General features: G+C 66.6%; 25 protein-coding genes. 9 read left to right on the top strand and 16 right to left on the bottom strand.

Annotated features, from left to right (window positions below; translation table 11 throughout):
* Window positions 1-78: 78 nt before the first annotated feature.
* The 3 genes from hutG to Mschef_RS05840 form a co-directional block, all read right to left on the bottom strand.
* On the bottom strand, window positions 79-864 hold the full coding sequence (gene hutG, locus Mschef_RS05850; RefSeq protein ID WP_081129848.1) for an N-formylglutamate deformylase: 786 nt from the start codon (window positions 862-864) through the stop codon (window positions 79-81).
* Window positions 865-904: 40 nt separating this feature from the next.
* Entirely contained in the window at window positions 905-1,114 is a 210-nt protein-coding gene (locus Mschef_RS05845) for a YgaP family membrane protein (RefSeq protein WP_081126946.1), read from the bottom strand.
* An 86-nt stretch (window positions 1,115-1,200) separates the two neighbouring features.
* A complete protein-coding gene (locus Mschef_RS05840; RefSeq protein ID WP_081129847.1) occupies window positions 1,201-2,454 on the bottom strand; it encodes an NAD(P)/FAD-dependent oxidoreductase in 1,254 nt (417 codons plus the stop codon).
* Window positions 2,455-2,666: 212 nt separating this feature from the next.
* On the opposite strand from Mschef_RS05840, the gene Mschef_RS05835 reads away from it, so the two are divergent.
* From Mschef_RS05835 to Mschef_RS05815, 5 genes are all read left to right on the top strand, one after another.
* Window positions 2,667-2,954, top strand: coding sequence for a hypothetical protein (locus Mschef_RS05835; RefSeq protein WP_081126945.1), 288 nt, complete (start codon window positions 2,667-2,669; stop codon window positions 2,952-2,954).
* Window positions 2,955-3,064: 110 nt separating this feature from the next.
* Entirely contained in the window at window positions 3,065-3,466 is a 402-nt protein-coding gene (locus Mschef_RS05830; RefSeq protein WP_081126944.1) for a BlaI/MecI/CopY family transcriptional regulator, read from the top strand.
* Window positions 3,463-4,767: a TonB family protein gene (locus Mschef_RS05825; RefSeq protein WP_081126943.1), complete on the top strand. Its 1,305-nt coding sequence runs from the start codon at window positions 3,463-3,465 to the stop codon at window positions 4,765-4,767. Before Mschef_RS05830 ends, Mschef_RS05825 begins: the two co-directional genes overlap by 4 nt.
* Window positions 4,768-4,778: 11 nt before the next feature.
* On the top strand, window positions 4,779-5,318 hold the full coding sequence (locus Mschef_RS05820) for a hypothetical protein (RefSeq protein ID WP_136256241.1): 540 nt from the start codon (window positions 4,779-4,781) through the stop codon (window positions 5,316-5,318).
* Between the two features lie 68 nt (window positions 5,319-5,386).
* Complete coding sequence (locus tag Mschef_RS05815) at window positions 5,387-5,869, top strand: C40 family peptidase (RefSeq protein WP_081126941.1); 483 nt, start codon at window positions 5,387-5,389, stop codon at window positions 5,867-5,869.
* A 71-nt stretch (window positions 5,870-5,940) separates the two neighbouring features.
* On the opposite strand, the gene Mschef_RS05810 is transcribed toward Mschef_RS05815, so the two are convergent.
* Both Mschef_RS05810 and Mschef_RS05805 read right to left on the bottom strand, forming a co-directional pair.
* Window positions 5,941-6,435, bottom strand: coding sequence for an FKBP-type peptidyl-prolyl cis-trans isomerase (locus tag Mschef_RS05810; protein ID WP_081126940.1), 495 nt, complete (start codon window positions 6,433-6,435; stop codon window positions 5,941-5,943).
* Window positions 6,436-6,491: 56 nt separating this feature from the next.
* Entirely contained in the window at window positions 6,492-7,142 is a 651-nt protein-coding gene (locus Mschef_RS05805) for a YbaY family lipoprotein (RefSeq protein ID WP_176212413.1), read from the bottom strand.
* A gap of 327 nt (window positions 7,143-7,469) precedes the next feature.
* Between Mschef_RS05805 and trxC the strand changes: the two genes are divergently transcribed.
* On the top strand, window positions 7,470-7,916 hold the full coding sequence (trxC, locus tag Mschef_RS05800; RefSeq protein WP_081126938.1) for a thioredoxin TrxC: 447 nt from the start codon (window positions 7,470-7,472) through the stop codon (window positions 7,914-7,916).
* Window positions 7,917-8,020: 104 nt separating this feature from the next.
* Here the strand turns inward: trxC and Mschef_RS05795 are convergent, their stop codons facing one another.
* Entirely contained in the window at window positions 8,021-8,464 is a 444-nt protein-coding gene (locus Mschef_RS05795; RefSeq protein ID WP_081126937.1) for a DUF4124 domain-containing protein, read from the bottom strand.
* A gap of 138 nt (window positions 8,465-8,602) precedes the next feature.
* On the opposite strand from Mschef_RS05795, the gene Mschef_RS05790 reads away from it, so the two are divergent.
* From Mschef_RS05790 to rimI, 3 genes are read left to right on the top strand one after another with little or no spacing between them, the layout of a single operon-like run.
* Window positions 8,603-9,388 carry a CDP-alcohol phosphatidyltransferase family protein gene (locus tag Mschef_RS05790; RefSeq protein WP_081126936.1) on the top strand — a complete coding sequence of 262 codons (786 nt, stop codon included), beginning with the start codon at window positions 8,603-8,605 and terminating at the stop codon, window positions 9,386-9,388.
* On the top strand, window positions 9,385-9,891 hold the full coding sequence (locus tag Mschef_RS05785) for a hypothetical protein (RefSeq protein ID WP_081126935.1): 507 nt from the start codon (window positions 9,385-9,387) through the stop codon (window positions 9,889-9,891). The genes Mschef_RS05790 and Mschef_RS05785 overlap by 4 nt, the downstream gene beginning before the upstream one ends.
* The gene (gene rimI, locus Mschef_RS05780; protein ID WP_081126934.1) at window positions 9,891-10,367 is read left to right on the top strand and encodes a ribosomal protein S18-alanine N-acetyltransferase; all 477 of its coding nucleotides are present in this window, start codon (window positions 9,891-9,893) and stop codon (window positions 10,365-10,367) included. The genes Mschef_RS05785 and rimI overlap by 1 nt, the downstream gene beginning before the upstream one ends.
* Before the next feature lie 72 nt (window positions 10,368-10,439).
* On the opposite strand, the gene rfaD is transcribed toward rimI, so the two are convergent.
* The 10 genes from rfaD to Mschef_RS05735 form a co-directional block, all read right to left on the bottom strand.
* Window positions 10,440-11,432 carry an ADP-glyceromanno-heptose 6-epimerase gene (gene rfaD, locus Mschef_RS05775; protein WP_081126933.1) on the bottom strand — a complete coding sequence of 331 codons (993 nt, stop codon included), beginning with the start codon at window positions 11,430-11,432 and terminating at the stop codon, window positions 10,440-10,442.
* A gap of 5 nt (window positions 11,433-11,437) precedes the next feature.
* Window positions 11,438-12,376 carry a D-glycero-beta-D-manno-heptose-7-phosphate kinase gene (gene rfaE1, locus Mschef_RS05770; RefSeq protein WP_081126932.1) on the bottom strand — a complete coding sequence of 313 codons (939 nt, stop codon included), beginning with the start codon at window positions 12,374-12,376 and terminating at the stop codon, window positions 11,438-11,440.
* Between the two features lie 118 nt (window positions 12,377-12,494).
* Window positions 12,495-14,372 carry a sensor histidine kinase gene (locus tag Mschef_RS05765; protein ID WP_081126931.1) on the bottom strand — a complete coding sequence of 626 codons (1,878 nt, stop codon included), beginning with the start codon at window positions 14,370-14,372 and terminating at the stop codon, window positions 12,495-12,497.
* A complete protein-coding gene (locus Mschef_RS05760; protein WP_206780153.1) occupies window positions 14,372-15,079 on the bottom strand; it encodes a response regulator transcription factor in 708 nt (235 codons plus the stop codon). Before Mschef_RS05760 ends, Mschef_RS05765 begins: the two co-directional genes overlap by 1 nt.
* Before the next feature lie 155 nt (window positions 15,080-15,234).
* Window positions 15,235-15,987, bottom strand: coding sequence for a TadE/TadG family type IV pilus assembly protein (locus Mschef_RS05755; protein ID WP_168708824.1), 753 nt, complete (start codon window positions 15,985-15,987; stop codon window positions 15,235-15,237).
* Window positions 15,984-16,529, bottom strand: a complete 546-nt coding sequence (locus Mschef_RS17630) for a hypothetical protein (protein WP_168708823.1) — start codon at window positions 16,527-16,529, stop codon at window positions 15,984-15,986. Before Mschef_RS17630 ends, Mschef_RS05755 begins: the two co-directional genes overlap by 4 nt.
* The gene (locus Mschef_RS05750) at window positions 16,526-16,885 is read right to left on the bottom strand and encodes a DUF192 domain-containing protein (RefSeq protein WP_081126928.1); all 360 of its coding nucleotides are present in this window, start codon (window positions 16,883-16,885) and stop codon (window positions 16,526-16,528) included. The genes Mschef_RS17630 and Mschef_RS05750 overlap by 4 nt, the downstream gene beginning before the upstream one ends.
* Window positions 16,885-17,772: a type II secretion system F family protein gene (locus tag Mschef_RS05745; RefSeq protein ID WP_081126927.1), complete on the bottom strand. Its 888-nt coding sequence runs from the start codon at window positions 17,770-17,772 to the stop codon at window positions 16,885-16,887. The genes Mschef_RS05750 and Mschef_RS05745 overlap by 1 nt, the downstream gene beginning before the upstream one ends.
* Window positions 17,769-18,623 (bottom strand): type II secretion system F family protein, encoded by an 855-nt coding sequence (locus tag Mschef_RS05740; protein WP_081126926.1) that lies wholly within the window; start codon window positions 18,621-18,623, stop codon window positions 17,769-17,771. Before Mschef_RS05740 ends, Mschef_RS05745 begins: the two co-directional genes overlap by 4 nt.
* Window positions 18,620-20,362, bottom strand: a complete 1,743-nt coding sequence (locus Mschef_RS05735; protein ID WP_081126925.1) for a TadA family conjugal transfer-associated ATPase — start codon at window positions 20,360-20,362, stop codon at window positions 18,620-18,622. The genes Mschef_RS05740 and Mschef_RS05735 overlap by 4 nt, the downstream gene beginning before the upstream one ends.
* Window positions 20,363-20,375 lie beyond the last annotated feature (13 nt).

Here is a 20,375-nt window from a genome sequence, read left to right as displayed (position 1 = left end):
CCTGATCGAGATGTCGCAACCCGACCGACATGAGTCGAGTGCGCCATGCAGCAACATGCCATGACCTGGGCCATGAATTCAGGTGACCGCAGCCAGCCCGGCCTGCAGCAGCGTGCGCAGCAGGCTTTGCAAGCGTGTGGCGCGCGCGCCGTCCCAGGCGAAGCTGTCCTCGTCCATGTAGGTGCGTTGCGCCAGTTCCATCTGCAGCGCATGCACGCCCAGCTGCGGCTGGCCGTAGTGACGGGTGATGTAGCCGCCCTTGAAACGCCCGTTGATGACGTAGCTGTAGCCGTGCTGCGCGGCCAGCACGTGGTCGATCGCGCGCTGCACCTGCGGATCGCAACTGAGGCCGTCCGCGCTGCCCAGATTCAGCTCCGGCAACTCGCCATCGAACAGACGCGGTACGCGTCCGCGGATCGAGTGACCGTCCCACAGCAGCACGCGCGGGAACCGCGCGCGCAGCCGCGCCAGTTCGTCGCGCAACGCGTCGTGATACGGCTGCCAGTAACGCGCGCGGCGCTGTGCGACGACGAACTTGTCGGGGGCGGCGCCGGGCTGGTAGATCGCCACGCCGGCGAAAGTTTCGGTCGGGCACAACGTGGTCTCGACGCGCCCCGGATACAGCGCCGCGCCATCCGGCGCACGGTTCAGATCGACCACGTAGCGCGACCAGCGCGGCACCAGCACGCTGGCGCCCAGCTCCAGCGCGAACCCGTACAGATGCGCCATGTGCCAGTCAGTGTCGGCCACGCGCAGCGCTGCGGGCGTGAACGTGGCCGCGATCGCGGGCGGCAACTCGATGCCATTGTGCGGCAGGCTCACCAGCAAGGGCGCGCTGCCGCGATGCAGGCTGAAATCGCTCATGGCCATGCCTCCGTGAAAACCATGGCGGCCGCAGCCTCGATCAGGACTTGGCGCGCGCCTTCATCGGGCAGGTATTGAGACCGAACAGCGTGTACGCGGGACAAAATCCGAACAGGCCTGTGCCCAGCGGCAGCAAACCGATCAGACCCCACCAACGCTCCTTGCCCGGCAGAATGAAAATCAGCGCCAGCAACGCGATGCCGACGGCGATACGGATGATGCGGTCCAGACTGCCTACGTTGAGTTGCATGGTCGTTCTCCAGTGATTGCAACGCCATCCTAGTCCGATCAGCTTGCGCGCGACGCCGTCGGAATGCCGCAGCGCGGGCGCACGCCTCACAAACCGAAGCGTGCCGGCGCATACAGCGCGGCATCGAGCGTCGGCGCGCGCGCATCCAGCAATTGCGCGATCAGCTCGGCGGTGGCCGCGGCCATGCTCACGCCCAGCATGCCGTGGCCGGTGGCCAGCCACAGGTTGCGCCAGCGCGTGCTGGGGCCGATCAGCGGCACCTCGTCGCGACTCATCGGCCGCCAACCCCACCACTGCTCGCGTGCCGGCGTGCGCGGCGGCGCACGCAGATATTCACCCGCGGCACGCTGCAAGGCGGCCAGACGCACCGGGTTGAGTCCACCGGACCAGCCGGAAAATTCCATCGTGCTGCCCAGACGGAAACCATCCTGCCAGGCGGTGACGCACACGCTGCGCTCCTTCAGCACCAGCGGCGTGCGCGGCGCGCCGGGCTGTGCGTCCCAGGTCATCGAATAGCCCTTGCCGGGCTGCACCGGTATGTGCAAACCCAGGCGTCGCGCCAGCAGCGGCGACCACGCGCCCAGCGCCAGCAACACCTGCGCAGCGCGGAAACTGCCGCGCGTGGTGTGCACCGTGGTGATGCGCGCAGCGCCCGTATCGAAGCCTTCGATGCGCGCGCCGGATTCGATCACGCCGCCCAGTGCCTGTACGCGCGCCGCCAGACCCGCGACCAGCCGCTCCGGGCGCAGCATGGCATCCCCCGTGTGCTCGATGGCACCGGCCACGCCGGGACGTAGCGCCGGTTCGCGCGCCTCGACCTCGGCGCCCTGCAGCACGCGTACCGGAATTCGCAGGCGCTGCAGCACCTCCACATCATGCTGCTCGGCCGCCAGCGCACGCGCATCGCGGAATACCAGCAACAGGCCCTGCTCGCTCCAGCCGGCGTCGATGCCTTCGCGCGCGAGCATCTGCGGCAGCAGTTCACGCGCGCGCTGCAGCAGCGCGGCGCGCGCCTGCGCGGCGTGCCAGAACGCGGCAGGCCGTGCCTGCCGCGCCAGGCCAAACAACCAGCGCCAGCGCGCCAAGTCCGGCATGGGACTGATACGCAAGGGCGCGTCCGCGCGCAGCAACGAGCGCAGCGCGCGCAGCACCACCCCCGGCGCGGTCAGCGGTGGCGCGTGGCTGGGCGTGATGGTGCCGCAATTGCCGTGCGAGGCGCCGGCGCCCGGCGCGGTTTGCTCGATCACGGTGACTTGGGCGCCATCGCGCAACAACTGCAGCGCGCAGGCCAAACCGATCACGCCCGCACCCAGGATCAGCACATCGTTTTTGCTGCTCATGCAGGCATTGTAGGCCAGCGCCATGTGCATCAGGTCGTTGCGCGGCGCGGCGTTTTCAACGCAACGACAAGTTGCCGCGCAAGGTCGCATGCGCGTCGCGATGTGACGCGCCGCACAGGCATCATCGCGAAAAGTGACGTGCAGAAGCATTCGTAAATCATTGTTTCCGCAATGTGTAAATGTATGGCATGGAATCTGCTTCAGATTCACTCATGTCACTCGTTCCACACATCACCCCCGAGAATGCCGCCATGGCCGCCACCTCCGAAATGCTTCTGGCTTTGCGCAATCCCGACAGCGGCTGGCTGGCTACGCTGATCATCGCGCTTGCCGAAGCGCAGGCCGACCCCGGTTTCACCAGCCACCATCAGGCCTTGTTCGCGGACTTGTGCCAAGGCCAGCCGATCTCGCCAGTGCTGCGCGCCGCGGCACTGCAACGTTCGCTGGACTTCGAACGCAGGCTCGCCCGCGAAGAAGACGGCCTCGCCGCAGCCGGCTGACTGCGCGCAAAGCGTGCCGGGGTCGTGCGTGCGGCGTGCGCGGCGATACCTCTTGACACGCGACAACTACAGGCGTAGTCATATCGACTACATCTGTCGTTGGATGCGCCATGTCGATCACGCCCGCCGAAAGCCGTGTCATGGAATCGCTCTGGGAGCTCGGCCCCAGCACTGCCGAGCAGGTCATCGCGCACCTCGCCGAGCGTTCCGGCTGGAGCCCGACCACGGTGAAGACCCTGCTCGCGCGCCTGCGCGACAAGAGCATGGTCGCGGTCGAGCGCGACGGCCGCCGCTACATCTACACCGCGCGCAAGGACCGCGATGCCTGGGTGGACGACGAAGCCGGCGGTCTGCTGCAGCGCCTGTTCGGCGGGCGCCTGCCGCCCCTGCTGGCGCACTTCAGCCGCAGCGGCGCACTCAGCGGCAAGGACATCGCCGAGATCCGCGCCCTGCTGGACGCGATCGAAGCCGAAGGCCCCGCGAAATCCACACGCCGGAGCAAACGCTCATGAGCGCCGACATGCTGCCGCACGCGCTGCTGCTGGCCACGCCCGCGCTGGCCGCATGGTTCACCACCAGCCTGCTCGCCGTGCTGGCGCTGCGCCGTCCGCTGCGCGCGCTGGCGGGTCCGCGCTGCGCCTACGCGCTGTGGCTGTTGCCGCCAGTCGCGATGCTGGCCAGCCTCGCGGCAAACTTGTGGCCGCTGGCGCCGCTGCGCTGGCCGGCGCTGACTCGATCCGTCATCGTGCTCGCGCACGCGGGATCGGGCACGACCGCGCCGGTGGCCTCGCTGCTGCCCGATTGGATCGGCACGCTGCTGGTCGGCCTGTGGCTGTTCGGTTCCGCCTGCGCGCTGCTCGTGTTGCTGGGCCGCTACGCCGCCCTGCGTCTGGCGCTGCGCGTGCTCCCCGGCGACACGCTGGCGCGGCATGGTGTCGAGGGCCGGCACGCACGTCTGGACATCCGCCGCCACCCGGCTGGCCCGGCGCTGCTGTGGGCGCCGCGCCCTCTGTTGTTGCTGCCGCCGGATTTCGAACGGCGCTTCGATGCCACGCAACGGTGGCAGATCCTGCACCACGAGTTGTGCCATCGCGCGCAGGGCGATGCTTGGTGGAATCTGCTGGCCGCCCTGCTCGGCGCACTGTTCTGGTGGCATCCGCTGCGCCCATGGGCGCAGCGCACCTTCGCCCTGGACCAGGAGGTGGCCTGCGATGCGCGCCTGTTCGCCTCGCGGCAGCCCCCGGCATTGCGCAGTTACGCCGGCACCCTGCTGCAGGCCGCATCCACCCTGCCGCTGCCGCTCGGCAGCGGCGTCTCGCACCCACGCCAACTCAAGGAGCGCATCGCCATGCTTGCACAAACCCGTCGTTCTGCTCGGCGGCGCGCTGCTGGAACAACCCTCATTCTGATTCTGCTCGGCGGCGCGGTGCTGGCCGCGCACAGCGCCGTGCCGATCGCCACACGCACCGTGGCCGGCATGAATCCACCCACGCAAGACATCAGCGTCAACGACAAGTTGCCGCCGCGTTACCCCATCGACGCAGTCAAAAAGCACGAGCAGGGCACGGTCTATCTGGCCGTTCTGGTCGGCACACAGGGCATGCCGCTGTCCATCAAGCAAGTACACAAGCCCGGCCCGCAGCCAGCGCAAAACCTGGTCAACGCATCGCTGCAGGCGGCTGCCAAGTGGCATTTCAAGCCTGCGACCCGGAATGGCAAGCCGGTTGCGGCATGGATCGAAGTGCCCATCCAATTTCTGATCTACGCGGAGCAAACTCCTGCGACTCAACACACCCGAAAGCGCTCTGCATGAATCCTGGCACGATGACTGCAACGTGCTGGCCGCAGGCCGTGCGCGGCGGCGCGACCCTTGCCTGCCTGCTGCTCGCTGGCTGCGCCAGCGCACCACCCAGTGCCACGTCCCCGCTGCCCACCGGCACCGGCAGCTACAAACCGGTGCATGGTGCGGACACGCGGCGTTATGTGCTCAGCGCCGGCGAAGCCTTCTCCGGCGCAACGCTGGCGCGCTTCGAGAATCCACAGTACCCGCCGTCGTTGCTGGCACTGAAGTTGGCGCCGGTGACCCTGGTGGTGCAACTGGTGATCGGTGCCGATGGCCGCGTGCAGCGCGTGCAACCGGATCCACCTGCGCAATTGCAACTGATCGACCATGCCGCCGAATTCATGGCCGCGATCGCGGCCTGCACGCGACAATGGCAGTTCGCACCACTCGTCATCTCCACGCAACACGAGCTGGATGGGCGCACGATCAGCTCGCGCAGCGCCAGGCCCTTCAGCCTGGTGTATGCCTTCACGTTCGAGTTGCGTGATGGCAAGGCGCACGCCAGCCTCGCGCGCCAGTAACGACGCCACGCGGCTTGCGTTGCCGCGCGACCGCGCTAACCTCGTCGCGGCACAAGCGAGGCTCGACCATGCAGCGAAGGTTGCGACCCATCCTGCCGGCACTCGTGCTGTTGCTGCTGACCGCCTGCGCCAGCGCGCCGCAGCGCCCGCAGCCGGGCAGCACCATGGCGATGGCCGCCAACAACGTGCTGTTTCGCGCCATCAGCCTGGTCGGTACGCCGTACCACTGGGGCGGCAACACGCCCGCCGGTGGCTTCGATTGCAGCGGCCTGGTCGATTACGTGTTCCGCACCGAAGCGCGCCTGGATTTGCCGCGCACCTCGCGCGCGATGAGCCGCCTGCCCGACCCGCGTCTGGACCGCGCGCAGCTCGCGCCAGGCGATCTGGTGTTCTTCCAGACCGATGGCAACGGCGTCAGCCACGTCGGCATCTATGTCGGCAAGGACCGCTTCGTGCATGCGCCGGATACCGGCGGCACGGTGCGTCTGGACGCGCTGGACAACCCCTACTGGAGCCGGCATTTCCTGTATGGCAAGCGCGTGCTGCGCTGAACCCGACCTTGTTTCCTGCTTCCTGCTGTCGGCTATGGATGCGCACGCCGGCCGTACCATGCACGGACCACCTACCCGTGGCCGTGCGCGCCACCTTCCGCGCCATGGGCGTGGTGATGCGCGACTTCCTCGGCACTGGCATCACGCACGGCGAGAATCTCCACCTCGAAATCCAGCGTCTTGCCGGCCATCGGCGGGTTGCGATCCACATCGACCGTGGTCATGCCCACCTTGACCACCGTCACCCACTCCTGGCCACCATCCTTCAGCGCCAGCGGCACCAGCATGCCGGGGCGCAGCTGACCGGCATGGGCGAAGTATTTTTTCGGCACGCGCACGAGCATGCCATCCTGGCGCTGGCCATAGGCCTGCTCGGGCGGCACGGTCACGTTGAAACGCTCGCCCGCCTCGCGACCCAGCAGCGCTTGCTCCAAACCCGGGATGATGTTCTGGTGGCCGATCAGCACGTACAGCGGTTCGTTGCGCTCGAATGAACTCTCGATGGGCTGGCTGCCCTCGCTGACGCGGTAGTGCAGGCTGACGACGTGATCCTTGGCGATCGGCATGGGATTCGGGCTCGGGCAAAACGCGGATTCTAGCCGGGGATGACCGCCCGTGGCGCTCAGGGGAAACCGCGCGCGCAGCCGCGATAGCTGGCTGCGGGGGTTTCCAGCACCGCCCGCCACGCCAGCACTTTTTTGCTGCCATGCGTGCGGCAGGTGCCCGGGCTGATCGTCAGACTGATGAACCCGTCGGCCGTGGTGTAAACCACCACACCCGAGTTCAGGCGCTGCCGCTTGACCCTGGCATAGCGTTGCAACAGCGGGTCGTCATGGCCGATCGAGGTGCGCATGCTGCGCGTGGCGCCCAGACCATAGATGCGCGCCGACCACTGCGGCTCGCGACCTTCAGCGACGACGTAGGCGGGTCCGCGACGGATCGGTGCCGTGACCACGGTTGCGGGTCGCGGCGGCTCCACCGCGCGCACCAGCCACAGGGTTACCGACTCATCGGCCACCGTGCGATCGACCGGCGCGGGCGTGGCCTGAACCCAGAGCGCGCGACCGTGCGCATCGGTAATGCTCGCGCTCAGTGCATAGTCGTATCCGGGTTGCAGCAGCGTGCGTGGCACATCGAACGAGAATGGCACCGGCGAATTCGACGCTGGCATGCCGCCTGCCTGCGCCAGCATGCGCGTACCCCGGGCGTTCGTTTGCAGCAGGCTGACACTGAGCGTGGCACCCGGCGGCAACGCCATGCGCGTGCTGAACATGGCGCTGCCATGGAAATGGATCATCGCCGGCGATGATGGCCGCGGCGCCACTGACGGACGCTGTCGCACGGGCGCGCACGCCGCCAGCGCGACCACTCCCAAAGCTACGAGCAAAACCCTCCAGCCGACCACGCCACCACCTCGCCTGCGCCCGCCCATGCCGTCTGCGCGCACGATAGTGCCGAGCGCCTCGCTTGGATAGTCCGGGACAAGCTGCCGCGTGCCACACGACTTGTATCGCGGCTCGACGCCGCCATCTTGTCCAGGTCAATCGCGACCGCACAGCGCAGCGTCGCCCGCGAGCCAATTTTGAATACGGAGCCTTTCATGTCCAACGAAAGTATCGAAATAGCCTGTCCGCACTGCCTGGCGGTCAACCGCGTACCGGCCGCACGCCTGAACCAGCAACCGCAATGCGGACGCTGCGGCAAGCCGCTGTTCGATGCCCACCCGGTGGCATTGACCGATGCCAACTACAGCACCCTGGTCGGGCGCACGCAGCTGCCGGTGGTGGTGGACTGCTGGGCCGCATGGTGCGGACCGTGCCGCAATTTTGCGCCGGTGTTCGAGCAGGCCGCGGCACAGTTCGAGCCACAGGCACGCTTCGCCAAACTCGATACCGAAGCCAATCAGGCCACCGCGGCCATGCTCGGCATCCGCAGCATCCCGACGCTGATCGTGTTTCGCGGTGGACGCGAGCTGACGCGCATGTCCGGCGCCATGTCGCTGCCGCAGTTCGGCCAGTGGCTGCACCAGCAGGGCGTGCTGGCCTGAGAAGCTGCAAAAAAAATCGCCCGCCTGCTGCGACCGCCGCCAGACGCCCGCGCCGGCGGTCGAAGTTTTCACAACCCCTGAGGCGCCGCGCCGGTAGCGGGCGCCTACTGCGTTTTCGGCGGCGTGCAGAACTGCTGGATCTGCGCCTGCGTTTGAGTCTTCTGCTGCGCGCGGGCCTGCGCATCCAGTGCCACCGGCTTGCCGTCCGCGCCGGCCACATTGAGCGCCTCGGGGCTGTTGAGCAGGGTCATGTTCTGCTGCAACTGCTTACACAGCTCGGCGCGATTGGCCGGGGTGTTGGCCACTGGTGCCTGCGCGCCGGGCGCATTGCCCGCGTCATTGGCAGCAGCGGTCACCGGCGGCGGCGTAGCCGTGGCATTGGTGCCGGTGTCGCTGGCCATGTGCATCACTTGATACTTGACGCCGGGCGGGGGCGGCGTTTGCGAAAAGTGCACCGTGCCCTTGCCATCGACCCACTTGTATACCTGGGCCGAAGCCAGCGGCGCGAGCAACAGCAGCGCAAGAGCAACCAGGAACATGCGACGCATCGGGAGGCCTCCCCTGAGGTAGTCGGCGGCACTCTAGCAGAGCCCCGGCGTGGCGGCCGCAGACGTCCGCGCCATGCCGCCACAGCGTGACGCCGGTCGCGCCCATGAACCTCGACGCGCTTGGTTTACACTGCTGACATGAACGAAGCGACTCCAGCGCCACGGCGTCCGCGCCGCGGCATTTACCTGCTGCCCAACCTGTTCACCACCGGGGCGCTGTTCTCCGGGTTCTACGCGATCATCGCCGCAATGGGCGGGCATTATGGCGACGCCGTGCTGGCGGTATTCGTGGCCGCGGTGCTGGACGGGCTCGACGGCCGCGTGGCACGCCTGACCCATACCCAGAGCGAATTCGGCGTGCAGTACGACTCGCTCTCGGATCTGGTCAGCTTCGGCCTCGCGCCGAGCCTGATCCTGTATTCGTGGTCGCTGTCCAAGTTGAGCGCCTATGGTCCGGTATGGGGGCGCATCGGCTGGGCCGCGGCATTCATGTACGCGGCCTGCGCGGCGCTGCGTCTGGCGCGCTTCAATACCCAGGTCGGCATGGCCGACAAGCGCTATTTCCAGGGCTTGGCCAGCCCAGCCGCGGCCGCCTTCACCATGATTTACCTGTGGGCCGCGCAAACCCTCGGGTGGAACGGCAGGACGCTGGTTTTCGTCACCCCCTTCGTGGCCGCCGCCGCCGCGCTGCTGATGGTCAGCCGCTTCCGCTATTTCAGCTTCAAGTCCTGGCCGGTGGGTGATCGTGTGCCCTTCATCTTCCTGTTCGTGGTGGTGCTGGTGCTGGTGGCCCTGGCCATCGATCCACCGCGCGTGGCCTTTGGCGTGATCCTGCTGTACGTGCTGTCCGGCCCGGTGCTGACGCTGCTGGGACTGGCCGCGCGCCAGCGCCAGCGCCGCCGCGGACGCGCGGGCACGCCATGAGCGCGCTGGTACTGGCACCCGCCGAGCGCGCGCGCCTGCTGCGCGCACTGGGCGTGCAACCGCTGCTGCTGCGCCGTGACACCCGGACCGCACCACAGCAAATGCAGCAAACAGCCGCCGTCCTGCCCGCGCCGCCAGCGGGTGTTGCAACACCGGCCGACAAGCCGGCGCTGATCGTGCTGCTGCCCGCGGGCGCCGCCGCCGATGCACGCCAGCAGGCACTGCTGTGCGCCGCGCTGCTGTGTCTGCCGGCTGCATTGCAGCGCGCACCCTGCGTTGAATTCGGCACGCTCGCTGGCGCATTGCCCGCAGCGTCGGCCTATCTGGTGCTTGGCAGCGAAGCCCGCGCCGCGCTGGGGCGATTGCTGCCGCTCGATGCGCAGGCCAGCGCACTGATCGAGCACGCCGACGCACCTGCGGACATGCTGGCGCAGCCCGCACGCAAGCGCGCGCTGTGGCGCGCACTGAAAGCCCTGCGCGGGCGCCATGCACGGTCCGCATGATGGCCGCGCTGCCGCAATCGATACCCGCCGCGCTGCGGCCCATGCAACTGGACGATCTGGCGCAGATCGCCGAGATCGAAACCGCCGCCTACGAATTTCCGTGGACGCGCGGCATCTTTCGCGATTGCTTCAGTGCTGGTTACAACGCCTGGGTACTGGCCCGCGGCGCGCGCATCATCGGCTACGGTATTCTCTCGGTCGGCATGCAGGAAGCGCACCTGCTGAACCTGTGCATCGCGCCATCCGAACAGGGGCAGGGCCACGGCCAGCGATTGCTCAGGCGCATGCTCGACCTGGCGCGCTGGCATGAAGCGCAGCGCGTGTTCCTGGAAGTACGCCCCAGCAACCAGCGCGCGGTTGCGCTGTACGAGCATATCGGTTTCAACGAAATCGGGCGTCGCCCCGGTTATTACCCGGCACACCGGGGCCGCGAGGATGCCATGGTCATGGCGCTGGAATTGCTGCCGCCGGAGTGAAGCGCACAGCGTCCATGACGCTGCGCGATGCCCCGTATCCGCGATGCCGGCGCCACGACTGCCAGCACCGGCTCACGCCGCGGCCAGCTCACGCACATAGGCCGCCACACCCTGTTCGACCGGCGCGAATACATGCGCGCAGCCAGCCGCGCGCAAGGCACCCAGGTCGGCCTGGGTGTGACACTGGTACTTGCCCACCAGGACATCCGGAAAATCCATGTATTCGATCAGGCCGCCCTGCACCAACGCCGCCAGCGGCAAGACCTTTTCGCCGCCGAGCGCGCGCAGGGTATTGACCGTGCTCAGCGCGATGTCGTTGAACGGCTGCGCGCGTCCACTGCCAAGGTTGAACACGCCACTGACCGCGCCATGCTCGAAGGCCCAGAGGTTCACCGCGACGACGTCGCGCACCCACACGAAATCGCGTTCCTGCATACCCGCGTGGTAACCGTTGTAGGCACCGAACAGCTTCACCTTGCCATGCTCGCGGAACTGATTGAAATGGTGGAAAGCCACCGAGGCCATGCGCCCCTTGTGCTGCTCGCGCGCGCCGTACACATTGAAATAGCGGAAGCCGATCACCTGGCTGCGCGCCCCGGGCAATGCGCGACGCACGACCTGATCGAACAGCAGCTTGGAATACCCGTAGACGTTGAGCGGCGCCTCGCATTCAGGCGCTTCGTGAAAACCGTGCGCGCCGTCGCCGTAGGTCGCCGCCGAACTGGCATACAGCAACCGCGTGCCGCGCATCTGGCTGGCTTCCAGCAACATGCGGCTGTCGCGATAGTTGTTGTCCAGCATGTAGCGACCGTCGTGCTGCATGGTGTCCGAGCAGGCGCCCTGATGGAACACCGCTTCGACCTTGCCGTAACGGCCACGCGCGAAGGCCGCGTAGAACTCGCGCTTGTCGATGTAATCCGCGATGCGCAAATCGACCAGATTGCGAAACTTGTCGCCCTGCTCCAGATCATCCACCGCGATGATGTCGTCGATGCCACGCGCGTTCAGCGCCTGCACCAGATTGCTGCCGATGAAACCGGCCGCGCCGGTGACGATGATGCGCATGGTGCTTACTCCCCGGGCCACAGTTCCGCGGCGCTGACACTGGCGGTGCCTTGCTTGCCGACCACGATGCCGGCGGCACGGTTGGCGGCGCGCACGGCGTCTTCCAGGCCGGCGCCGGCGCCCAGCAGCGCGGCCAGCGTGGCGATCACGGTATCGCCCGCGCCGGACACATCAAACACCTCGCGCGCGGCGGCGGGCACGTGCAGGCGGCCGGCAGCGCTGAACAGCGTCATGCCTTCCTCGGCGCGCGTGACCAGCACGGCCTGCAGATGCAGATCCTCGCGCAGGCGTTGCGCGCGCGACTCCAGTTCGGCCTCGTCGCGCCAATCGCCGGCAACCTCGCTGAACTCGGCGCGGTTGGGCGTGATCAGCGTGGCGCCGGCGTAGCGCGAGTAGTCGCGCCCCTTGGGATCGACCAGCACGCTGCGCCCGGCCGCGCGCGCGGCCTGCACCATCTCGCCCACGTGCGCCAGGCCGCCCTTGCCGTAATCGGAAAACAGCACCGCATCATGCCCGGGCAGCTCGGCCGCGTAGCGCGCACCCTGCACGGCCAGCAGCTCGTGGTCGGGCGTGGTTTCAAAATCCATGCGCAGCAGTTGCTGCTGGCGCGCGATCACGCGCAGCTTGAGCGTGGTGCGCAGACCCGCATCCTCGTGCAGCGCGCTGCGGATCGATGACTCGGCCAGCAACTGTTGCAGGCGCCGGCCGGGCTCGTCCGTGCCGACCACCGACAACAGCGTGGCCTGCGCGCCGAGGCTGGTGACATTGAGCGCGGCGTTGGCCGCGCCGCCGAGGCGATCTTGCTCGCGCTGCACGCGCGCCACCGGCACCGGCGCCTCGGGCGAGATGCGCTCGACCGCGCCGAACCAGTAGCGGTCCAGCATGACATCGCCAACCACCAGTATGCGTGCCGCGCCCACGCGACGGCGCCAGTCCTGCTGCATCGAACGTCTCTGCGACACCGGCCGCACCGGCGAACGCGGCATTGTAGCGGTATCGGCCACCGCGCCCGGCCAGATCAGCGCGGCCAGGCTGAGGCGAACACGTGCCGACGGTCTATGCTCAGATCGCGAACGCGCAACGCACGCACACGCCGCGTCCCGGTTCGCTGTGGATTTCCAGCATGCCACCGAGGCGCGCGGCGCGCGCGCGCAAACTGGCAAGCCCCGCGCCGAAGTGTGACGGTAACGACGCGGCAGCGAAACCACGACCATCGTCGCGCACCTCGACCTGCAAACGCGCACCGGCGCGCTGCATGCTGATCTGCACACGAGTGGCGCCGCTGTGCCTGATCACGTTGGTCAGCGCTTCCTGCAACAAACGCAGCACATCGAGACTGCGCACGGCACCCAGCCTGAGTCCATCCAGGCCTTCGCAGTGCCATTCACTGGCGATACCGGCTCGTTCGAGTCGCTGCGTGTTGCGATGGCGCAAGGGCGCCAGCAGCTCCGCCAGATCACAATCATTGGCGTGGGTGGAGGTGTCGATCAGCAGACGCAGATCGTCGCGCAAATCACGCAGCATTTGCGCAGTGGCATTGCGTACGGGGTCATCCGGGCCGGACTCCAGTTCGGCGATGGCACCGAGCAGGCTGCCGCCGAAACCATCGTGCAAATCGCGCACCAGATTCAGGCGCTCATGGATACGTGCGTTGGCCACACCCAGCACCTGCTCACGTTGCAGCGTGGCGCGCAGTTGGTCGGTCGCGGCGCCAACCTCCTGCGCAAGTTCGAGATTGAAGCGCTCAACGCGCCGCATGGCTACCACAAAGCGATAGGCCAGAACGAAGCTGACACCGACCAGAGTCACCGGCGAGGTCAAGTCGGATAAAAAAGTCTCGCCCTTGATGACACCCGCCTGCACGAGGTTGTCGTGGACCGCGGCAAGGACGGGAAGGATCAAAAAAAGCGCCGGTATCAGCAATTCGGCGCGGCGCGAACGCAACGCATGGATGATGAAACCCAGGATCGCGGCGTACAGGGTGATCATGGCGGGTATCTGCCAAATCACGCGCCAAGGCCCGAACCAGTGTGGCAACGCGAGCGCGCAGGCCAATGCAAGCGCCGCGACAATCAGCAGAAAACGTTCGACCCTTGGCCAGCGAACATCGCCATAGCGCAGCAAGAACAGCGCGAAGCTCGCGGCCATGACCATGTGCATGGCGGTATGCACCGCCATCCATGCATCCGTACTGGCGAATGGCCAGGGCGAATTGGCCACGAAATTCCAACCGTAGACTGCACCCGATAGCGAGGCCAGCGCGAACCAACCATACAAGGTGTCCTTGCGCCGCATCAGCCAGAGCAGCCCGAACAGCGTTGCCAACACGATATCGGTGGTCAAGTCGAAAATGCGCATATCGCGGCGCAACCAGACACCGCGCGCATAGCGCACATGCAGCACGCGCGGATCGCCGACACGGACCACGCCCAGGCCCGGCGCGTAGGCCGCCAACCCGGACACGCGCACCAGCAGGGTGTTTTCACCTGCGCGCAGCAGTGGCGCGTCCAGCAGAAAATAGTGCGGCTTGATCCAGCTGCGCGACAGCGGTTCGCGCAGATGCGGATCGCGGTGGATCAGGCTGCCGTTGACGTACACGGCATCGGCCAGGCACACATAGTCCAGCAGCAGGCCGATGGGCTGGCGCGCATCGCTTTGATTCCAGCGCAGGCGATACCAGACCACGCCGTTGTGTCGCGACCATTGCGTGGTCCACAGATCTGTCAGATGCACCGGTGTCCAGCCGCTTGCGGGCGGCGTCGCGGAGTCCCATCCCGTGGGCACGGCCTCGGCGTGCGCGAGGCGCAGCACCACATGCGCGGAAACCTGCGGTAGCGGCACGACTGGGGTCGCAGGCGCCGCGCACACCGGCAACGCAAGAAACACCAGGCCAAGCGCCAGCAACGCGCGCACCCACGGTATCGCGCCCCCCTGCTGCATCAGGACAGCAACCCCAGACTCTGCGCCTCGAATACCGCTGCAGTGCGCGAGTTCACCGCGAGCTTGCGGTAGATGCGCTTGGTGTAATCCTCGACGGTGAAACGCGACAGCGCCATCAGTTCGGCGATCTCGCGATTGCTGTAGCCGCGCGCGACCAGGGTGAGGATCTCGCGCTCGCGCTCGGTCAGCGCATCCTCGGCCACGGCGGATGCGTCGCTGGCAACGGGCGCGGGCCGCGCCTCGGGGGTGTGCGCGGTGGTTTGCGACCACAACGCCAGAATGCGCCGCGCCACGAACGGGTCGATCGGCGCGCCGCCATGCTGGATGCTGCGCAGCGACTGCAGCAGCTCGGCGTCCTCGCGCTCCTTGAGCAGATAACCGATCGCGCCATTGCGCAGCGCGGCGAGCACGGTGTCCTCCTCGCTGTAGGCGGATACGACCAACAGCGCGGCCTGCGGCTGGCGCTCGCGCAGCCAGCCAACGAAATCGATGCCGCTGCCATCGGGCAGGCCGACATCGATCAGGCTTAGTGCCAAGGCCGTGTGCTCGACCACGGTGCGCGCCGCGGCCAGGCAATCGGCTTCCAGCACCACGACCTCGTCGCCCAGGCACCGACCAAGCAGTCCGCGCATGCGCGCGCGCATGCGCTGATCGTCATCGACGATCAGCGCCGGGCTCATGGCGATGGCGACGGCACCCTCTGGCACAGACACTCCGGGCTCAGTCTGCGAAAGAAGCCGCAGGATAGCCGAAGCCGATGCATCCACCATGGCAACTCGATTCCATGGCGTGATGATGCTCGCGGCATCGCACAAAAGCCTGACGGCCCGGGTTTGGCCGTGCAGCGCGCGGCGGATGGCCGCTACAACAGTGATTGTTTCGCAGGTGATTGCATCAGCATGGTGGTTTGCGCCACCAGAGGCACGCCGCCCGAGGTGTAGCAAGCTGTGCCGAACGTCGTCTGATTGTTGATCATCTTGTTGGCGCCTATCGCGAGACCCTGCACGATCTGCTTGATGAATAAAACGTCCATCGGATAGCAGTACTGCACGCGGATCATCAGCAAATTGGCATCCTGGATGTCCTCTCCGGACGCTGGCCCGACATCCGTCGAGCGCCACATCAAGCGGTCGTTGGGGATTTCCTCCTTCGTACTGAGGCCAATTTCGCCGAAATCCTTGAACGTTGCCGCAGTGGGATTGAGGATCTGCAGATCGATGACCGACTTGCCGCTTCCACCCAGTAATGCGGGCGGCGGCTTGACGTCAGCAAAGGCATCACTGTATGCAGCCAGAAAGCGCGTGGGTCCGATACCAACCTGACACTCCGCTTCCAGCCAGCCGGTCTTCACGGTATTGAGCGTGTCGCTGCTGCCATACAGTGGCATCAAGCCTTGCGCGATACCGCAATCGATCCACTTCGTGCTGGCGTTATGCAATGTCCCTGCGCGCACGCCCTCGAACGCCGCCAGATCCAGCGTGTTCTTGGCGATGTAGATCTGCGCGAATTGGATGATGCCCAGCGTCAACAGCAGCAGCGTCGGCAGGATCACGATGAACTCGACCATCGACTGCCCGCGCACGTGCGCGCGGGTCATACGCTGCGCCGGCCTCATGGCTGCTCTCCGCCGGATGGTGCCGCGGCGGGCGGCGCCGGTGCCGGTGCCGGTGCCGGCTGCGGCGACAACAGGGCGAGTACTCGCGGCAACGCCTGCGCGGCGCGCGCGCTGTTGGCACGCAGCATCGCATTCGCCGAGCTTGGCGCCTGCGCCTGCACCTGATTCAGCGCCGCTTGCGCCTCGCGCAAGCGGATCACCGCCACGTTGTGCCATACCCCGGCATTGCCACCGCCCAGTTGCAGCACATGCTCGTAGGCGAGCAAGGCCTGCGCGTAATGCTCATCGAGCAGTTCCAGATTACCCAGCCGATGCCAGGCCTGCACGTCGTTGGGCGCGCTCTGCACGAGTTGCGTGTACAACCCGATGGCTCCCGGTGCATTGCCCTGCGCATAGGCCACCGCGGCGCTTTCCTGCAGCGCCATGAGGGCTTGCGGCGAGATGCGGCTCGCGACATCGGACTGCTTGCGGAATGGCGAGCTGGCGCAACCCGCCAGGGTGAGCACGAGTCCCGATACCACGATGAGCAGAAAACCCTTCATGCCGTGAGGGTCTCCTGCCAGCGCACCACGCGCTTCGGCAGCAAGCCTAGGCGCGAGGCCTCGCCCGCCGCCAGCTCGATCACCTGACGCGCGCCGCGCGCCATGGCCATGCGCAGCGGCTTCAGCGCCGGGCACACCTTGAGCACGCGGCCGTCGCGATCGAGAAACACCACGTCGATGGCGTAGCGCATGCCGATGGTATGCACCGAGTTGCACGGCGCGATCAGCAGCCCCTGCCCGGGCACCAGCGCGGGACGCCACAGCAGGCCGCGCATGCGCTCCAGCGATCCCTCGCAACGCCGTACCGCGGCCAGCGTGTTGCCGCTGTCGGTGGCGATGAGCGTGCCGGCGCGCATCACAGGCCCTGCTGCTTGACCATCATGAAGATGGGAAACGCGAGGATGATGAAGGTGGTCGGAAAAATGAACACCACCAGCGGAAAAATCAGTTTGACCGGCGCTTCCATGGCCAGCTTCTCGGCGCGCTGGAAGCGTTCGCTGCGGCGGCGGTCGGCCTGCAGACGCAGGATCTTGCCCATGCTCGCGCCGACCTGCTCGGCCTGGATGATCGCCGACACGAACGAACTGATCTCCGGGATCATCAGGCGCTCTTCCATGCGCCGCAGCGCATCCGAGCGCGACAGGCCCGCGCGCACATCGCGCAGCACGAGGAAAAACTCCTGGCGCAGCGGACCCACCGGACCCTTGTCCACCGTCTGCCCCAGCGCGCCGGTGAAGTTCATGCCAGCCTCGACGCCAAGAATGATGTAATCGAGGAACATCGGCAGCTGCTTGAGGATGCTCTTGCGCCGCGTGGTATTGCGCCGGTTGAGCCAGATCGAGGGATAGAAAAATCCCAGCAACAGGCCAAACACGCCGATCGGCACGCTCAGGCCCGCGCCCATGCGATGCACCGCCAGCCACAGCAAGCCGCCGGCAAGCAGCGCCCCGAGGATGCGCAGCGAATAAAACTCCTCGGCGGTGAACATGTAGTTGGCGCCTGCGCGCGCGATCTGCTGGTACGCACGTTCCAGCAACGCGGTGGGCACACGCGACCCGATGTAGTGGCTGAAGAAACGCACCAGCGGCCAGATCGGCCGCAACAGCGGCGGCAGCGGGTCCAGATAGCCGCGGTCCTCCTCGGGCATCTGCCAGCCCAGTCCGGCCAGCGCCCACACGATCAGCACCACGGTGCCGCCAACCACCAGCACCAGCCCGAGCAGCATGATCAGATCGAGATTCATACGTCGATGTCCGTGATCTTGCGGATGAACATGTAGCCCATGAATTCCATCACCGCGATCAGCGCCAGCACCGCCCAGCCCAGCAGGCTGTGGAACAGCGGATGCATCGCCACCGGCTCGAGGATATTGAGTGCGAACATCATCAGCAGCGGCAGGCCCGACATGACGATGCCCTGCATCTTGCCCTGCGAGGTGAGGCTCTTGATCTTGCCCTCGGTCTGCATGGTCTTGAACATGGTGTCGGCCAGCGCGTCGAGCATGTCGGCGAGGTTGCCGCCGACCTCGCGCGAGATGCGCGTGCCGGCCGAGAACAGGCTGAACTCCTGCAGCGGGATGCGTTCCTCCATCTTGATCAGCGCATCATCGAAACTGACGCCCAGACGCTGGTTGCGCAGCATCAACGCGAACTCCTGGTTCAACGGCGCCTTCGACTCGCGCACCAGATTCTCCAGCGCCACCGACAGCGAGGCACCGGCGCGCATCGAGCTGGAGATCATCACCAGCGCATCCGGAAACTGGTAGCGGAACTTCTCCATGCGCCGCTTGCGGATGAAATTCACGATCAGCTTGGGCGCGAGGATCGGCAGCAACAGGCTGATCGCCGCCAGGATCGGGTTCAGCGTGACCACCCACACCACTACCGGCACGAACAGGAATGCCGCGATGTTGACGTAGACCAGCTTCCTGTAATCCATGAAGATGAACAGGTCGCCGAGATCCTTCTCGGCGGTGGCCTTGAGCTTGTCCACGCGCTTGCCGGCCATCGCGCCCAGCCAGTTGGATGCCACGAAGCCGAGCATGCCCACCGCGAACAGCACGGTGATGATCAGCAGCACCAGCATCATGTTCATCCGCGCGACTCCTCTTTGCGGAAGAACACCGAGCGATCCACATCGATGCCGCGCGCGGCCAGATCCTCGTAGAACTCTGGGATGCGCCCGGTCGGCGTGTATTCGCCGCGGATCTTGTGGTCGTCGTCGTACCCGTGCTGCTTGAACAGGAACAGGTCCTGCAGCTGGATCACGCCGTTTTCCATGCCGGTCACCTCGCTGATGTGGGTGATCTTGCGCGAGCCATCGGACATGCGCTGCTGCTGCACGATCAGGTCGATGGCCGAGGCGATCTGCTGGCGGATCGCGGCCACCGGCAAGTCCATGCCCGCCATCAACACCATCACCTCCAGGCGCGCCAGCGTGTCGCGCGGTGCGTTGGCGTGCACCGTGGTCAGCGAACCATCGTGGCCGGTGTTCATCGCCTGCAGCATGTCCAGTGCCTCGCCGCCGCGGCACTCGCCGACCACGATGCGATCCGGGCGCATGCGCAGGCAGTTGCGCACCAGATCGCGGATCGACACCAGACCCTTGCCCTCGACATTGGCCGGGCGCGCTTCCAGCGAAACCAGATTGGGCTGGCTCAGCTTGAGCTCGGCGGCGTCCTCCACCGTCACCACGCGCTCGTCGCTCGGGATGAAATTCGACAGGATGTTGAGCAGCGTGGTCTTGCCCGAGCCGGTGCCGCCAGAGATCAGCACGTTCTTGCGCTGCTCCACCGCCAGCTTGAGAAAATCCATCATGTCCATGGTGGCCGAGCCGTAATTCACCATGTCCTGCGACACCAGTTTGCGCTTGGAAAACTTGCGGATGGTCAGCGACGGGCCTTTCAGCGACAGCGGCGGGATCACCGCGTTGACGCGCGACCCGTCCTTCAGGCGGCCATCGACCATGGGCGAGGACTCGTCGATGCGCCGGCCCAGCGGCGCGACGATGCGCTCGATCGCGGACTGCACCGCCTGGTCGCTGGAGAACACGATCTCGGACTCCTGCAGCTTGCCCGCGCGCTCCACGAAGATCTGGTCGTAGCGGTTGACCATGATTTCGCTGACCGTGTCATCGGCCAGCAAGCTCTCCAGCGGGCCCAGGCCCACGGCCTCGTTGACCGCGGCCTCGACCAACATATCGCGGCTGAGCTTGCCGACGATGCTGGGGTCTTCCTCGATGATCTCCTCGATCAGCTCGCGCGTCTTGTTGCGCAATTCCGTCTCGCCGAACTTGGTTACATCGATGCGGCGGAAATCCAGACGCGCGATCACGCGCTCGTGGATCAGACGCAAAGTGCTGAAGATCTGCTTAGCATCGCCACCCAGCCGCGTGCCCGTACCGTTGGCCTCAGGCTTTGCCGAACGCGCCGCATTGGCCGCGGCAGCAGGCTCACGCGCTGATTCGGCAATCGCCCTGGCCGCGCCGGCGCCACCGCTGGTGGTCATCTGCACCGCCTCGCGCGTGGCCGTGGGCATGCTGTCGCCACGCACCATCTCGGCGCTGATTTTGTAGGAGCCGATCTCGACCACGTCACCCGGCGCCAGCGGGCCCTGCACACCGGATACCCGCAAACCATTGAGCAGGGTCGGTGCACCGCCTTCCTCGCGCACGAACAACTGGTCGTCCTGCCTGAGGATGGCGGCGTGCTTGCGCTGCACCGCCCAGCCCTGCAGCACGACCAGATTCTCATCGGACTTGCCAATCAGGCAAACCGGCGCATTGCAGGTGACCTGGCTGGTCTTGCCGCGCGTGGTGACGGTGACTTTGAACATGAGGCAGACTCCT

Origin of the sequence: Metallibacterium scheffleri, assembly GCF_002077135.1 — a bacterium.
GTDB lineage: Bacteria > Pseudomonadota > Gammaproteobacteria > Xanthomonadales > Rhodanobacteraceae > Metallibacterium > Metallibacterium scheffleri.
This window is presented reverse-complemented; position numbering and strand designations above follow the sequence as displayed.